This is a genomic window from Methylosinus trichosporium OB3b, from assembly GCF_002752655.1.
Lineage (GTDB): Bacteria > Pseudomonadota > Alphaproteobacteria > Rhizobiales > Beijerinckiaceae > Methylosinus > Methylosinus trichosporium.
In genome coordinates this window covers 1151706-1165449 of record NZ_CP023737.1, presented here as the reverse complement: position 1 = coordinate 1165449, position 13744 = coordinate 1151706, and the positions used below count along the sequence as shown (strand labels likewise).

At 62.5% G+C, this 13744-nt stretch carries 16 protein-coding genes and 1 tRNA gene; 2 read left to right on the top strand and 15 right to left on the bottom strand.

Going from position 1 to position 13744, the window contains the following annotated elements; all coding sequences use genetic code 11:
* Nucleotides 1-44: 44 nt before the first annotated feature.
* Complete coding sequence (locus CQW49_RS05575) at nt 45-1262, bottom strand: polyhydroxyalkanoate depolymerase (RefSeq protein ID WP_081735752.1); 1218 nt, start codon at nt 1260-1262, stop codon at nt 45-47.
* Between the two features lie 119 nt (nt 1263-1381).
* On the opposite strand from CQW49_RS05575, the gene CQW49_RS05570 reads away from it, so the two are divergent.
* Together CQW49_RS05570 and CQW49_RS05565 are read left to right on the top strand one after the other, a co-directional pair.
* On the top strand, nt 1382-2035 hold the full coding sequence (locus tag CQW49_RS05570; RefSeq protein WP_003608756.1) for a glutathione S-transferase family protein: 654 nt from the start codon (nt 1382-1384) through the stop codon (nt 2033-2035).
* A 153-nt stretch (nt 2036-2188) separates the two neighbouring features.
* Nucleotides 2189-2263 (top strand) — tRNA-Val (locus CQW49_RS05565).
* 485 nt (nt 2264-2748) lie between these two features.
* Here CQW49_RS05565 and CQW49_RS05560 read toward each other — a convergent pair.
* The 14 genes from CQW49_RS05560 to CQW49_RS05500 form a co-directional block, all read right to left on the bottom strand.
* Complete coding sequence (locus tag CQW49_RS05560; protein WP_003608757.1) at nt 2749-4344, bottom strand: terminase large subunit; 1596 nt, start codon at nt 4342-4344, stop codon at nt 2749-2751.
* A complete protein-coding gene (locus tag CQW49_RS05555; protein WP_244593399.1) occupies nt 4341-4634 on the bottom strand; it encodes a phage terminase small subunit P27 family in 294 nt (97 codons plus the stop codon). The genes CQW49_RS05560 and CQW49_RS05555 overlap by 4 nt, the downstream gene beginning before the upstream one ends.
* Nucleotides 4635-4891: 257 nt before the next feature.
* Nucleotides 4892-5245, bottom strand: coding sequence for an HNH endonuclease (locus tag CQW49_RS05550; RefSeq protein ID WP_003608759.1), 354 nt, complete (start codon nt 5243-5245; stop codon nt 4892-4894).
* Between the two features lie 174 nt (nt 5246-5419).
* A complete protein-coding gene (locus CQW49_RS05545) occupies nt 5420-5860 on the bottom strand; it encodes a hypothetical protein (RefSeq protein WP_003608760.1) in 441 nt (146 codons plus the stop codon).
* A 12-nt stretch (nt 5861-5872) separates the two neighbouring features.
* On the bottom strand, nt 5873-7462 hold the full coding sequence (locus tag CQW49_RS05540; RefSeq protein WP_003608761.1) for a phage major capsid protein: 1590 nt from the start codon (nt 7460-7462) through the stop codon (nt 5873-5875).
* Nucleotides 7459-8691, bottom strand: coding sequence for a phage portal protein (locus CQW49_RS05535; protein WP_157926066.1), 1233 nt, complete (start codon nt 8689-8691; stop codon nt 7459-7461). Before CQW49_RS05535 ends, CQW49_RS05540 begins: the two co-directional genes overlap by 4 nt.
* A gap of 91 nt (nt 8692-8782) precedes the next feature.
* Nucleotides 8783-9259, bottom strand: coding sequence for a hypothetical protein (locus tag CQW49_RS05530; RefSeq protein WP_003608764.1), 477 nt, complete (start codon nt 9257-9259; stop codon nt 8783-8785).
* A 49-nt stretch (nt 9260-9308) separates the two neighbouring features.
* On the bottom strand, nt 9309-9725 hold the full coding sequence (locus CQW49_RS05525; RefSeq protein ID WP_003608766.1) for a single-stranded DNA-binding protein: 417 nt from the start codon (nt 9723-9725) through the stop codon (nt 9309-9311).
* Nucleotides 9722-10183 (bottom strand): hypothetical protein, encoded by a 462-nt coding sequence (locus CQW49_RS24390; protein WP_003608768.1) that lies wholly within the window; start codon nt 10181-10183, stop codon nt 9722-9724. Before CQW49_RS24390 ends, CQW49_RS05525 begins: the two co-directional genes overlap by 4 nt.
* 2 nt (nt 10184-10185) lie before the next feature.
* Nucleotides 10186-11808, bottom strand: a complete 1623-nt coding sequence (locus tag CQW49_RS05520) for a YfjI family protein (RefSeq protein ID WP_003608771.1) — start codon at nt 11806-11808, stop codon at nt 10186-10188.
* The gene (locus CQW49_RS05515; protein ID WP_155931312.1) at nt 11808-12050 is read right to left on the bottom strand and encodes a hypothetical protein; all 243 of its coding nucleotides are present in this window, start codon (nt 12048-12050) and stop codon (nt 11808-11810) included. The genes CQW49_RS05520 and CQW49_RS05515 overlap by 1 nt, the downstream gene beginning before the upstream one ends.
* A 71-nt stretch (nt 12051-12121) precedes the next feature.
* Nucleotides 12122-12673 (bottom strand): hypothetical protein, encoded by a 552-nt coding sequence (locus CQW49_RS05510; RefSeq protein WP_003608775.1) that lies wholly within the window; start codon nt 12671-12673, stop codon nt 12122-12124.
* On the bottom strand, nt 12670-12939 hold the full coding sequence (locus CQW49_RS05505; protein WP_003608777.1) for a hypothetical protein: 270 nt from the start codon (nt 12937-12939) through the stop codon (nt 12670-12672). The genes CQW49_RS05510 and CQW49_RS05505 overlap by 4 nt, the downstream gene beginning before the upstream one ends.
* A gap of 79 nt (nt 12940-13018) precedes the next feature.
* Nucleotides 13019-13546 carry a hypothetical protein gene (locus CQW49_RS05500; protein ID WP_003608779.1) on the bottom strand — a complete coding sequence of 176 codons (528 nt, stop codon included), beginning with the start codon at nt 13544-13546 and terminating at the stop codon, nt 13019-13021.
* Between the last annotated feature and the right edge of the window lie 198 nt (nt 13547-13744).

The window sequence follows — 13744 nt, the reverse complement described above, 5'->3', positions numbered from 1 at the left end:
CGGCCCGGAGTCCGTGGCTCGTGAGAGCATGCGACGCCGCAGCGCTACACGCTGTTCTGGATATGGTCGCGCAGCACCGGATAGATCTGATTGTCCCAGCGCTTGCCGTTGAACACGCCATAATGGCCGACGCCCGCCTGCAGATGATGTGACTTCATATAGGGCCGCAGCCCGCTGCAGAGGTCCTGCGCTGCGAGCGTCTGGCCGACGGCGCAAATATCGTCCTTCTCGCCCTCGACGGTGAGCAGAAACGTCTTCTTGATCGCGCGTGGCGTCACCGGGCGCCCTTTGAAAAGCAGCTTGCCTGCAGAAAGGGCATTCTTATGGAACACGGTCTCGATCGTCTCCAGATAGAAGCGCGCGTCGAGATCCATGATGGCGAAATATTCCTCGTAGAAAGTGCGGATGCGGTCGGCCTTCTCGTGCTCGCCTTCGACGCGATGGCGGAACATGTCCATGAAAGCGTTGGCGTGGCGGTCGACGTTCATGCTCATGAAGCCGGCGATCTGCAGAAAGCCCGGATAGACCTTGCGTCCGGCGCCCGGAAGGCCGCGCGGCACCACGCCGATCACATTGTCGCGGAACCATTCGATCGGCTTCGACGTGGCGAATTCATTGACCTTGGTGGGCGCGACGCTGATGTCGATCGGCCCCGCCATCAGCGTGAGGCTCGCGGGCTGCGCCGGATCATTGTCCTCGGCCATCGCCGCGACGGCGGCGAGCGCGGCGACCGTCGGCTGACAGACGGCGACGACATGCGCGGGCTGCCCCAGAAAACGGATGAAATCGATGAGATGCTGGACGAACTCGTCCATGCCGAACACGCCTGCGGCGAGCGGTATGTCGCGCGTGTTGATCCAATCGGTCACATAGACGTCGTGGTCCTGCAGCAGCGTGCGGATGGTGCCGCGCAGCAGCGTCGCGAAATGCCCGGACATCGGCGCGACCAGCAGCACGCGCGGGAGATTTTCGGCGTCCTTGCGCGAGAAGCGCAGCAGCGTGGCGAAGGGCGTCGCATAGACGGGCTCCTCGACGACATCGACGAAGGCGCCGTCATGCGTGGCGATCCGATCTATGCCGTAGCACGGACGCTTATGCGTGAAGCCGAGCAGAGCGACGAGCTCGCAATAGGCCTGGAAGCATCGCGCGGGCGACGCATAAGGCGTGGAGGTCCACAGGCGAAGCAGTCGTTCGCCGCTGGCCGCCGCCAGACGGAGACGATTGCTCACGTCGGCGTAGCTCTGATAAGCGTCATACATCATGCGGCTCAGCGAAACCTTCCGTTGCCGATGGGGCGAGTTCAGCAAGCCCCATGCCATGCGAAGGCTCTAGCATGGCACACGCCTTGCTGCTGAGTCCATAACAGGAGGACGCCCCACCCATGCCGGCGACGACGCTCACGATCAGCAGCAAGAATTATTCGTCATGGTCCTTACGAGGATGGCTGATGATGAAGCTGTCCGGCGTCGACTTCGAGGAGGTCGTCGTCAGCCCCGACGATGTGGCGGCGCGGGCGGAGATTCTGCTGTTGTCGCCCTCGATCCTCGTGCCCTGCCTCACCTATGACGGCGCCAAAATCTGGGACACTCTGGCGATCGGTGAGTTCCTGAACGAGATCGCGCCGGCGGCGGGGCTGCTGCCCGCCGACCGCATGCGCCGCGCCCATTGCCGCTCCATCTGCGGCGAGATTCATTCGGGCTTCACCTCTCTGCGCTCGGCGCTGCCGATGAATTTGAAAGCGCATTTTCCGAAGTTCAAAGTCTGGTCGAAGGCGCAGGGCGACATTGCGCGGGTGACGCAGCTGTGGCGCGAATGCCTCGGCGCCTATGGCGGCCCCTATCTCTTCGGCCAGATCTCCATCGCGGACGCGATGTATGCGCCGGTGGCGACGCGCTTCCGCACCTATGACGTGCCGCTCGACGATGTGAGCCAGGCCTATTGCGACCGCATCCTCGCCTGGCCGGCGATGCAGGAATGGATCGCCGCCGCCCAGCTCGAGAAGGAGGAGATCGAGGAGCTGGAGGTCGAGTTCTAAAGACGGGCCATGCTTCGGCCGAAGCCCGGGGCTCCGGGGAAGCTGGGGACATCTCCCTCCGTTATCGAGAGAAAAGACAAACGGCCGCTTGCGCCTACGACGATCAGCGATTATACCCGCGTCACTCGCAGCGCCGCCCCCGGCGGCGCCGGAGGGCGCGTAGCTCAGCGGGAGAGCACTACGTTGACATCGTAGGGGTCACAGGTTCAATCCCTGTCGCGCCCACCATCAAATCAAAGACTTACAGCAAGTCCCCGCAAAGCCTCCAAGCAACTCACCAAAAACTCACCGCTCCTCGGAGAGCTATCGATGGCTCAGCGACCCCGCGCCAATCGGCTAGTTTACCTCGGCAAGAGACGCAATGTCCGAAAAGCATACTTGGATTGGCGATTAGCCCACGGGGAAGGTCCCGAGCGTTGCGACAATTCAAGCTGTCTGCTCCATTCTGGCTCTCAGGATTGGAACGGTAAAAAGATTCGTATGGTTCTAGACCATAAAAATGGAGTCAACGGCGACAATCGGCCCAAAAATCTGCGATTTCTTTGTCCGAATTGTAATTCACAATTAAGCACCCACGGTGGCGGAAACAAAGGAAGAGTGGAACAAAGCTCTGGCGGATTTTCAATTAAAGAGAGTGGAACGAAGCGCTACGAACTGCCTATCGAATCAGGCGATTTTTCATTGAACGGAAAGACAGTTCGTTTGTCGACCAATCAAACCCACAAGAACCCCTCCGGCCGTTCGGTCTCATAGACACTAGGCATGGCGCCATCATTTGACGCGCAAGAGATCGCGATAGCGCAGGCGACCGCGCCGTCGATTCTCTCCTTCGCCTTCCCCTTGGTGAAAAGCCGGTTGCCGGCGCGATCGGTCTCGACGACGACGTTATCGAAGCACCAGCGAAGCACAGGATGGCCGCCGTGCTGGAATTGCCGCCCGACGATCGCGCGTTCCAATTCCTTGATCGCCGGCGCCATGGTGACCCAGCCTTGCCGAACCTCCACAGCCGGGAAGCCGTCTTCGGCCAGATTGTTCAAGGTCGAGCGGGCGAGGTGAGGGTCGAGCCCGATCTCCCGCACGTTGAACCGACTGCATAGATCGCGAACGCAGTCCTCGACGGCCCGGAAATCGACGACGTTTCCGATGGTCGGCTCTATGTGACCTTCATCCGCCCATCGGACATAAGGGACGCCATCTCGATCTTGCCGGCCGCGAAGATTGTCGCCGGGACAGAAAAAATGCGGAAGGACCGCATAGCCGTCACCTACGCGCCAGAGCGCCACGACGACGGTAAGGTCGGAATTGCTGGATAGGTCGACGCCGAGGTAACAGGGCTCGTCTGCCAGCGCCTCGAGGTCGAGCGGTTCCGCGCCCTCGTCATAAATCTGCATGTCGACGAACGGGTCGACGGAATGGTCGAGCCAAACATTGAGGTGCAACTGTTTGAAGGCTTCACGATCAGCCGGGCGCGCCTCGGCCTCCCGCGCAAGCTGGCGTAGGCCCTCGATGTCCGGGAAGCCTTGGGCGAGGCCCGGATTCGCCCGCCGCCATATCCCTTCGTCGCGCCAGTCCGCATCCGCCGCCGTCTCGAATAGAATCGGCAGAGTGCCAGGGTCCTCTATCTCCCCGCGGGCGACCTTTCGGGCATAGTCCACGATCTCGTACGCCACGTTTTGCTGGCCTCGGCCCGCCGTGGTGATGACAACCAAGAGCGAGCCCGGCGTCTTCACCAAGCCCGTGCGCAGCACGTCCCAAAGATCGCGCTTCGGCCATGCGTGCAGCTCGTCCACCAGGGCGAAGGTCGGCGTGCTGCCGTGCTGGCGCGCCGCGTCGCAAGAGATCGCCCGCAAGCTCGCGCCGGACTTCGGATGCTCTATGCGATGGCGATAATCGATGAACCGGAGCGCCTTCTCTATGCGTTCATCCTCGCGGCAAATAGCCGCCGCTTCTTCGAAGGCAATACGAGCTTGCTCCCCATCGGACGCAGCGAACAGCGCCAGCCCGCCCGGTATGCGCTCCGGCCCGATCGCATGTAGCAGGCCGAGGCCCGCGCCGAGCGAGGTCTTTCGGTTGCCGCGGGGAAGCAGCATGACGACATTGCGCACGATGCGACGGCCGTCAGGATGGCACGGACCATAGACGCGCCGGACGATCCGCTCTTGCCAGGGCGTGAGATCGAAGGCTCGCTTCGATAGTCGGCTTTTCGGATGGCGCAGCCGGCGCAGAAAGCCGACCGCGCGCTCGCCGTAACCGAGAGGGTCGGCGATCGGCGAGCCGTCGAATATCCACGACGGGTAGGAGTCTGTCACAGGTCGAGGTCCGAAAGGTCGTCGTCATCCTCGGCGATCGGCGCCTTGTTCCGGCTCGCCGGTGTCAGGCCGAGCTCGGCCGCGAGCCGGCGGGATTCCGTCAAAGCCTGAAAGAGCGTCTGGTGCGCCGGGTGCCGCTTCTTCTCGCCTCGCGTCGTCTCGATCATATCGCCCTCGGCCGCGATGATCTTTTGAGATGAGCGGACCAACCCGCAGGCGAGGCAATAAGCCTCGAGGACCTGTAGGTCTTGGCGCGTGATCGTCTTGCGCTCTCGCAGGCCCGGAACCACGCGCCGCCATTCCGCTTTCGCCTCGGAAGGCAACCACGCGGGCGCCGGCGGAAGACGGGATAGGCCGCCGGCGATGGCTTCAAGCTTCGGTTTTGCTCCCCGCATATAAAGATATCCTTATGTGTGTTTGCTCAATTCTGGTCTATCGAGAACGAGCGGAGGCGTCCGGTTGCCTCTCGCCCGCTCGACCTCGGACCCACCCCCCTGGTGGCGGGTCGGGCGACGGGGCGGCGGGCGAGGGGGACGGGCGCGGCCGGTCATCGTCGGGTCCGGCCGCCGAAGCCGCCGCCGTCGCTCCGGTTCGTCTTCGTCTGGTGACAGGGGCGGCACAGCGGTTGCCAGTTGGTCCGCTCCCAGAACAGCGCCCGGTCGCCCTTGTGCGCTACCACATGGTCGACCACGGTCGCCGGCGCGCCGCATTTGCAGCACGTCGGATGCACCTCGAGGAACTGCGCTCTCGCTTTGCGCCAGTCGTGGTTATAGCCGCGCTCGGTCGCGCTCGGCCGTCTCTCTTCGGCGCGCACTTTCGACTCGCGTTCGCAGTCGGGGCAACGCGTTCCGGTGAACAGCCGATGGTGACGAGAGCAATGGCGAGGCGCGGCGTAGGGCATGTATGGACTCATGTTGAAGGTGCGGCCTTGCGCGATTGAACGGCACACTGCATCGGGAGCCCGCATCACGCTTCTCGCTATTCGGCTTGCCGCGTCGCCGTCAGAAGATGCTCCCGAAGTTTTGTGCGACGGCGCCAGTTCATCCGTGGTCGCCGTCGCTGCCATCGCTGGCAATTACGAAGTCGCCTGCGTCACAGGGGCGCTATGCGGATGGCCGAGCACGGCGACAGCCGACATGAGCGCGGCGCTCGCGTTGCTTGCGGGCGTGATCGTCAAGCGCGTGTAACGCTTCGATCCGATGTAGCCGAGCTTCCGAACCTGATTGTCGGAATCGAACTGAAAGCTCGCCGCAGTCTCCGGCGCAGTTCCACTCGTCTGCGAGATCATGTCAGCATCGGCGACGGCCGCAGCGCCGGTCATGTCCGAGGCGTCGCTCTCCTCGAGGAGAACCGCGAAGGTCGCATCCGCATCGGCGACCGAGCCGATATTGATGACATAGGCCAACGCATCATAGCCCGAGCGGTCGATGATTTGTCCGACCTGCGCCGTGTTGTCGGACACGGACACGGGCGAGAGAACTCGCTTGACGAGGATGTTGTTGCACATATCGCGCATGGCGATCTCTCCTTACGAAGTGGCGATTTTGAGCTTGCGGATAGCCTCGGCGCGAACAACAGCGCCGCCGACGCGACGGCGAGCGTGGAAGCGCGTTAGTCCCGAAGTCGCGACCGAATACGGATCGCGCAACAGCGACAGCGCCACGCGATCATAGATGCGATAGCCCGTCGAGAAGTCGCCAAACGCGAGAGGATAGGCGTTGCCGGTGATGTCGGGCATATCCACGGCCTCGATGAGAGGACGGCCGAGAAGTGTCTCCGGTTGTCCGAGCGCGAGCGACGGCTCCCACAAATAGCGACCCTGCGAATCTTTCAGCTTGCGAATCGCCGCGATGGTCGAGCCGTTCGCGATGAACGCCGCGCGCTGCCGATAGAAGGGCTTCAACCCGTAATAGAGATCGAATATTCCATCGGCCTTGATGAGCGATGCGTCGCCGCCGGGGGTGTAGGAGATATTCGCATCGGACATGAATCCGAGCGGCTTCTTGACGCCATCGCCGGACACGAAGGCGAGCCCTTCGATGCGCCCGAACTCTTCCGCGAGATCGAACGCCACTTCGGCCGCGATATCGACCGCAGCATCCTCGAGGAGCTTATTGCTCACGTCGACATAACACGCCGCCTCTTCGATCGGAATTTCGACCTGTCCGTAAGACGAGCCCGTTGCCGGTCGCGTCTCGGTTTCGCCGGTCCAGGTCGCAGTCGGCGCCCCAGTGCGACGCGGAACGATGACGGAACCGCTCGCCGTCATACCGACGCGCGCAGCCTGCCGAATGGGCGAGAATTGCACGATGTTCTTATCGACCTCGCGACTGAAGTCCGCCGGCGCGAGATAGCCGCCGGCCGTGTCGTCGGACACGCGAAGGCTCTTGAACTCGTTCGGGTCGAGCGCTTCGCGGCCTTTGCGGAGAAACACCGCGAAAGCCTTCGTCTCGATCGCCGGAGCATCATCCTTCGCAGCGGAGCCGCCGGGGCGTTTCAGCTTCAGTTCGAACGCATCCGCGCGCTTCTCCGCATCGGCGAGCTTCTTCTCCATCTCGTCGAGCTTCGCGGTCTTACCTTCCAGCTCCTCGAGCTTGGTCTTGATCTCGGCGACGCTACCGTTGTCGTCTTCATTTTCCATGTTCGCACCTTTGATGCTCGTCACCTTCGCCTTGTCATTCGCGGCGAGCGTGACGATGCTGATCTCGCCGAGGTATGCGTTCCTGATCGTGCGGACGCCGCGCGCATCGCGGGTCGCGTCGATCGTTCGAAAGCCGATCGAAAGGCCCTTGATCGCTCCGCTTTTGATGAGTGAATGCGCTTCCGCGCCGCGTCTCACATTGAGGTCGAGCCGACCTTTAATATGCAGGCCGGCGGGCGTCTCATGCAGCGCGTCGATAACGCCGATCGGCTCGTCCTGCATGTGTTGCCACAAGAGAACGGGCCATGTGCCGGCCGCTTTGTGGTCGGCGAGAGACGCAGCGAACGCGCCGGGCGCAATGACGTCGCCGGCGCTATCGATGTTGCCGTATGCCGCCGCGAGGCCTTCGAACGCGCCGGAATCTTGCGCGCCAGCGAATTTGAGTTCGAGCGTGATGTCTCTTGTTTCGAGCGTCACAGTGTCGGCTCCGTCGTCTGCGGTTGCGGAGCCGACGCGGCGTCGAGCGGCAGCACTTGAACCGATCGCATCGGCTTGTCGCCGCCCTCTACTGGCGGGAGCCCTTCACGCTGGCGCGCCTCGTTCAATGTGAGAACGCCCGATTCAATGCCTGTCTTCAGCGCGGCGAAACGCTTGTCGAGATCGACGCGAACGAAGTTATTGGTGCAGAACTCGATGCAATAGCCGCCGTCGCGCTCTTCGTCGGTCAACAGAGTGCGTTCGAGCGCATCTTCGAACAATTCGAGGATCGGCGATATCGTGCGGTCGAGGAAGAGTTGCGCCAGCGCGGCGCTATTGTTCAATGTCGCGTGCTCAAGATCATTGAGCAGCACGGCGGGAATGTTCAACAGCCGCGCGATTTCTAACGTCTGGAACTTCCGTAGCTCGAGGAATTGCGCGTCCACGCTGGACAATTGCAGCGGCGTGAATTTCACGCCTTGCTCTAGGATGGCGGTTTTGCCGCTGTTGTGGGTCCCCTGATAAACTTGCGCGAAGCTCTCCCGCAGACGAGACATCACGTCAGGGTGAATCTTCGTCGGCATTTCCAGCACGCCACCCGGCCGAGCGCCGCGAGAGAACAGGCGCGTCGCATGTCCCTCGAGCACCAGGGCGAGCCCGATCGCCTCAGCGCCGAGGCTGACAAGACCGAGCCCCTTCGCGCCGTCGAGCGTCTGTCCGCGGAGATGAACCACGTCCTTATATGTGAACGTCTCCGAGCCGCCTTGCTGAAGAGCGACAGTGTAACTCGGCTCGCCGGTCACCATGTCGACGATGATGTTGCAGCTACGCGGGTCGATACGCGGCAGCTCGCGCGGCTCGCCTCGGACGCGATTGACGAGCGCGAGGCCATCGCCCCAGAGCAGCGCATCGGCGACAATCTGGCGCTTCCATTCGGATTCACCGAGCCACGGGACGGGGCGCTCGAGCACGCGCGCGGCAGGATGATCGGTCGGCGCAATCGTCTCGCGGCCGGTCGAAGTCTCGCGAACCAGATGCGCGTCGAGCGTCGCGACCGCTTCGCTTATGAGCTTCACGCCAGCGGCAACAGCCGGCACCCTCAAAGCCGCGAGCGCGTCGACATACAGGCCCGAACCCGACGCAGGCACGCCGAAAACGTCCAACGCCATCGGAGAAGACAGCGGGACGTTGAAGGCTTTGAGAACCAGAGATTTGAGTGAGTCCAGCATCGCGACCATATCGCCGCGCACGCGCGCGATTGGTCAATACTGCTGACGTAGGTTGTTTTTCTGTTGTATTCTCAGGCGTTCGCGGCGTTTCTCAGTAGCTACCTTTCAGCACCAGCCCCTTCAATTCCTCTTGGAGACGTGACGACTCGTCTGCGTCGCCTGCGATGTCCGCCCGGTGAATCTCGACATGTCGCCACCAGACGCCGCCGGGCTGACACCTCGCCCATTCGGATCGATACGCGTCGGGATTGTCGACGCGCTCCTCGAGGTCAGCAAGTCGGACATAGCTCGACGTGCAACGCAGCTTCCCCAGCGCGTAGGAGCGGACGTTGAGCAGGTTGAAATAGACGTTCTCACCGCCGGGTCGCTCTGCATGTCGATATCGCCAGTGAAGGCGAGGCGCCACCTTATCCGCCGCCCGGATGACGGACACACGATGGCGCTTCTCCGGTTGGTTTATGCCAGGATAGGAAATGAGGCACAGTTCGCCGGCCGAGAATGTCGTCGTAGGATGTTGTTGGAACGCGGCCTCGATCGCCCGCTCTATCCGCCCAGGCCCTCGACTCATTTAAGTGTTTCCTTTGCGCAATCTTTGCGGGATGGCAACACATAGCCGGCTAGAACGGCATTTCGTCGCGGAAATAGTCTTCGCTATCGCCGCCATGTCGGGAGAGGCCGCGATCGGCCGGAGCGGCGCGCTGCGGCTCGACCTTCTCTTTCATCTTGCGCGGCTTCGGCGCAGGGCGGAGCGGCAACATCGCGTCCGCGAACACGGTCAGATTGATGCGCGCCTCGCCGCCTTCCGGGTGATATAGTTCGGCGCGCATAGAGCCCTGGACGCTCAGGGCGTCGCCGTCCGCGAGCCGCATCAGCTCGGCGCTGGCGCTCTCGGAAAAGCACATGATGCGCCAAAACTGCGAACCGTCGCCTTCCTTGCATCTGATCGTGGCCGAGACGTAGGGCTTGCCGCTCTTCGCGGTCTTTTGCTCGGGCGCGCGGAACAATGTGCCGGCGATCAAGGCGTGAGCGGTCAATGCATTGTCCTTCCTGTTCGAAGATCGATCGTGATTTCGTCGCCGGTGACGATGCTGCGCATCGTGACTTTGCCGGAGCCGCGCTCCGGGTCCGGCTCGCGCCACCAATCGCGGCGAGCGGCGTTCTCCGCCGCCATCCCGTCCAGCAGGCGGGCGACAGCCGCCTCGGGCGTCTCGGCCTCTGCAACCGGCGGGCGAGCGGGAGGCTCGGGCGCGGGGAGCGGGGCGGGGAATTTTTCTGAGAAAGCACCCTTTGCCGAACTGACGAAACTGACGAAACCATTCGAGCCGCCGTCGGCCGGCCCCGAAATTTTTTCGGTAACGCCCGTTTGGCGAACTGACGAAACTGACAAAACCTCGCCGGCTGGGGTTTCGTCAGTTTTGTCAGTGCCGCCAAACGGCGTTTTCAGATTTTTTTCGTCCGCGTCGGCCCGGGCGAGGGCGAGCCATCGGCCCATGGTCAGCCCTCCACCTTAAGCTGCGGATGCCAGATGTAGGAGGTCGTCGGCCGCCCGCCCGCGGTAGAGGTCGGGACGGGCGCTTCGCGGCAATAGCCACCTTCGAGCAAGAGATCGATCGCAGCCCCGACCGAATCGCGATCGGCAATCCCCGCCCATGCCTTGCGTTGAACGTCCCGTGCCGTGAACGGCTCCGGCAACTGCGCCCTGCGCTCGACGATCAGCTTCGCGCCATTCTCGACCGCAACGGCGCCCGCCGAGTAGAGCCGTCGCGCATGGCTGCGCAGATATTCCGCGAAGTCGAGCGCCCGCCCCGTCGCCTCGGCGCCGATCGCATCGTGCCCGCCGTCCACAAGATGGAAGAGCAGCGCCAGCGACGCGACGGTCTTCGGCATTTTCAGAAGATGGCTCTCCAAGGCCGAGGGGAGCTTGCCGGAGCGCGCTTCCCTCTGAAGCTCGGTCATCCACAAGCGGAAGATATCCTGCGCCTTGGCGGTGAAGCCGAAGACGGCCGGTTCCGCGCATCCGTTCGCGAAGTCGTGAAGATCGCGAAACGCTTGATCGTATCGCTCCCGCGCCAGAGCGCCCGGACTGCGATCGGTCCATGTCCATGAGGAGAGGTCGTCGGGCCAGACGACAAGCTGAAGACGCTGAATCAGCCCGTCGTCGCGCTCGCCGGTGATCGCGCCCTTGACGAGCGGCGCGATGCGCGCCGGCTGGACGCCGCCGATCATAGAGAGTGTCGCGCTGGCGATGTGAATGGTCCCGCGGCCTATGCGATCATAGGTGAAAGCGCCGTCGCCGTTGAACGCCTCGAGATAGAAGGCGCGCTCGGACTGATATTCTTCGGACTCCATGCGGGCGAGGAAGCCGGGCAATTCGTCGCGTATCAGCAGCAGCCCGCGAGGATTTTCATTCAGCAGTTCGCCGAGTTTTTCGACAGAGGCGTCATTGACGATCAATCGAGGGCATGGCGCCTCCTCTTCGTCGTCTTTCGAATGCTCGGCGATCAGACGCTTGGCTTCTTCGCGGTCGCCGGCCTTGATCGCCTTCGCCGCCTTCTTGCGCGCATCGGCGGCGTCGAGATCGGACAGCGCATCCTCGATATCGGCTTCACGCTGCGCAGCCTCCCATTCCTTGCGCAGCGCATCCTGCAACGCATAGACGGGCGCGAGGGCGGAGCGCATAGCCGGCGACTTCATCGCGCTCGGTCGACCGATGATCGCGCCCCAGAGATTCGGGACGACTTCCCAATCATCATGCTGTTTCGGCCGGACGCGCGCAGCGTTGCCGATGATCGAAGCGAGGCCGCAGATTGCTGCGATAGCTGCGAAGTCGGGCGGCGCTTGCTGACGGTCCGCCACGTCGAGCACATAGTCCCTGATCGCCTCGGGGAGGAGATCAGCATCAAGACGCGCCACAGCGGGGAGAGAGGACTCAATCGGCTTCGGCGCGGGCCAGCTAGCTTTCACGCGCTGCTCTTGCTCGGCAAATATCTCGGCGCGGCGACGCTCATTCTCCGCCGCCCGCTTGGCCTCGCGCTCACCATAAGCGCGCGCGCCCTCCGCAGCCCAGGCGTCGCGCTGCGCCTGCGTCCAGGTATCGAATCCAGCGGGAGCGCCCATCAAGCAGCCTCCCCCACCGGAGCGCCGAGGATGTCGCGGAAGGCGCCACAGGCTGCGCGAGCGTGAGCCGCGAAGCGCGCGACGTGGTAGCGCCCGGCGATGACGTTCTTCGCTTCGATCGCATCAGCGGCGACCGTCGCCTCGTGCGCGGCCTCGTCGAGATTGTCGACGATGAATCGCAGCGAGCCGACAAGCTCGGCAATCTCCATTTTACCCTTGCATTCGCTGGCGTTCATGGTCATATGCCGATCGTGGTTTTTGGCGATTTCCGCGCCGCCGACTTCGCGAGAGTCGGCGGCGTTTTCGTGAAGATTCATGCGCGGCCTCCCGCCCTATCGCCGGCCATAGACAATTCAGTAATCCGCCGATCGAAAGCCTCCATCGCAATATCGCTAAGCGCATCGACAACTGCCGTGCGGCCGGCGCGCGGGAGCGGATAGCCGCGGATCAGCTCAGCCGCGCGGCGCTGGCAGGCGAGCGCGAGCCTCTTACCGGCGTTCATCGCGCGGCGCCGGCTCGGATTGCCCGACAGGTCGAGAGCGGCGTTCTCGGTCAGGGCTTTTGTGGTCGTCTTGATATCGTCCGACCACCGCGCCCAGGGGAGCGAAATATCTTTCCAGCCCTCACCCTCTACGATCTCGTCCCACGCAATGAAGCTCGCCTTATAAAGCTGCCCTTTGACGATGATGACGAAGGTCTCCTCCTCTTCGCGAGAGATCATGCCGCTGGAGACGGCCTCGGCTGCGAGCGCGACCGAATGATTGTCGACCGCATCGATAAGGAGCACGTCGGGAGAGCCGCCATCGAGAAACGCAGCTCCGAGAGCAAGCTTCACAAGCAGGTGCGCAGATTCTTCGATGCTCATTGCATGTCTCCAATGTCGGACGTGTTGCTCTTCAGCCGGCCGAGGCGGGCGAGCGCCCATTCGTCCAGAGCTTCGCGCGGGTAGACCGGCGAAACGCCGCACTTGTTGTAGCGAGCGCCGCCGCCGATGCTGCGGAGCTTCGCCATGGTCGCCGGCGCGCATTTCACGCCATGCTGCAACATCAAATATTCAGACGCCTCGAGGGTATTGAGGCGCGGCTTACGCAAGCGCGCGGGTAACTCGAACTGCGGGCAAAGCTCCGCCATGGCGGGTCCAGCCCGCAATTTTTGGATGGTCAAGTGTTTGATCTCCTACGAGGGATTAACCGTCGCCACGACGGACTAATTAACCCTTGAAGACGCGACTGATGCTCGTAAGAGTCGGATCAACCTCCTCAAGGCGAGTTTCCATTTTGATGGACGCCGCCCGATTAGCGACCTCCTGATCAAGAGCTTTCATCGCCTTGTTGAAGATGTGAGTCAGATTCAACGAAATCGTCACGACAGCGTCGGCCTCCGGAGGATCGGCCATAACGTCGTCGTTGTAGCGGATGGAAGTAGCGGAACTCTCGCCCTCATACTGGCGAATGATCAGCTCGCGGATGTTAGGTCCGTAGTGAAGGACAGCCTCAGCCGCCATCGGCGCAAAGGATGAGATTTCGGACGTGAGCACGCCATATGTCGAGGCGCATTTGATCAACGCCAAAGCGAGAACGTCCTTCCTCGAAAAGAGTCTCGCCTTCCCGCGCTCAGCAAAAGCGGCGTCGAAATTTGCGAAGTAGCCGCGATCAGCCCAAGTCGCGAGCGTCCCCTGGGGGATATCCAGCACGCGACAGATGACGCGGGGCGGAAATGTCTCTGATTGGTCGGTCATTCTATCCTCTTTCAAGCACATTAGGTGAATGAATGGATAGCGTTGTCATTGGCGTACGTCAATCACATTATGTGACCGAATGAGGTTTTGAACTAAGAAGGTTTTTCCCGGCTTTTCCAGCCTATTCCGCCGAGGCGCGCAGCCCCGGCGGCTCGGTGCGTTCACAGCCGCCGCAGCTCCGGCGCGAGCAGCCACTCG

What these genes read in the sequence shown, in the direction of transcription:
- CQW49_RS05575 (WP_081735752.1), bottom strand. Translation starts at nt 1,262, where the DNA reads ATGATGTATGACGCTTATCAGAGCTACGCCGACGTGAGCAATCGTCTC.
- CQW49_RS05570 (WP_003608756.1), top strand. Translation starts at nt 1,382, where the DNA reads ATGCCGGCGACGACGCTCACGATCAGCAGCAAGAATTATTCGTCATGG.
- CQW49_RS05550 (WP_003608759.1), bottom strand. Translation starts at nt 5,245, where the DNA reads ATGCCCTACGCCGCGCCTCGCCATTGCTCTCGTCACCATCGGCTGTTC.
- CQW49_RS05545 (WP_003608760.1), bottom strand. Translation starts at nt 5,860, where the DNA reads ATGCGCGATATGTGCAACAACATCCTCGTCAAGCGAGTTCTCTCGCCC.
- CQW49_RS05535 (WP_157926066.1), bottom strand. Translation starts at nt 8,691, where the DNA reads ATGCTGGACTCACTCAAATCTCTGGTTCTCAAAGCCTTCAACGTCCCG.
- CQW49_RS05530 (WP_003608764.1), bottom strand. Translation starts at nt 9,259, where the DNA reads ATGAGTCGAGGGCCTGGGCGGATAGAGCGGGCGATCGAGGCCGCGTTC.
- CQW49_RS24390 (WP_003608768.1), bottom strand. Translation starts at nt 10,183, where the DNA reads ATGGGCCGATGGCTCGCCCTCGCCCGGGCCGACGCGGACGAAAAAAAT.
- CQW49_RS05520 (WP_003608771.1), bottom strand. Translation starts at nt 11,808, where the DNA reads ATGGGCGCTCCCGCTGGATTCGATACCTGGACGCAGGCGCAGCGCGAC.
- CQW49_RS05515 (WP_155931312.1), bottom strand. Translation starts at nt 12,050, where the DNA reads ATGACCATGAACGCCAGCGAATGCAAGGGTAAAATGGAGATTGCCGAG.
- CQW49_RS05510 (WP_003608775.1), bottom strand. Translation starts at nt 12,673, where the DNA reads ATGAGCATCGAAGAATCTGCGCACCTGCTTGTGAAGCTTGCTCTCGGA.
- CQW49_RS05505 (WP_003608777.1), bottom strand. Translation starts at nt 12,939, where the DNA reads ATGGCGGAGCTTTGCCCGCAGTTCGAGTTACCCGCGCGCTTGCGTAAG.
- CQW49_RS05500 (WP_003608779.1), bottom strand. Translation starts at nt 13,546, where the DNA reads ATGACCGACCAATCAGAGACATTTCCGCCCCGCGTCATCTGTCGCGTG.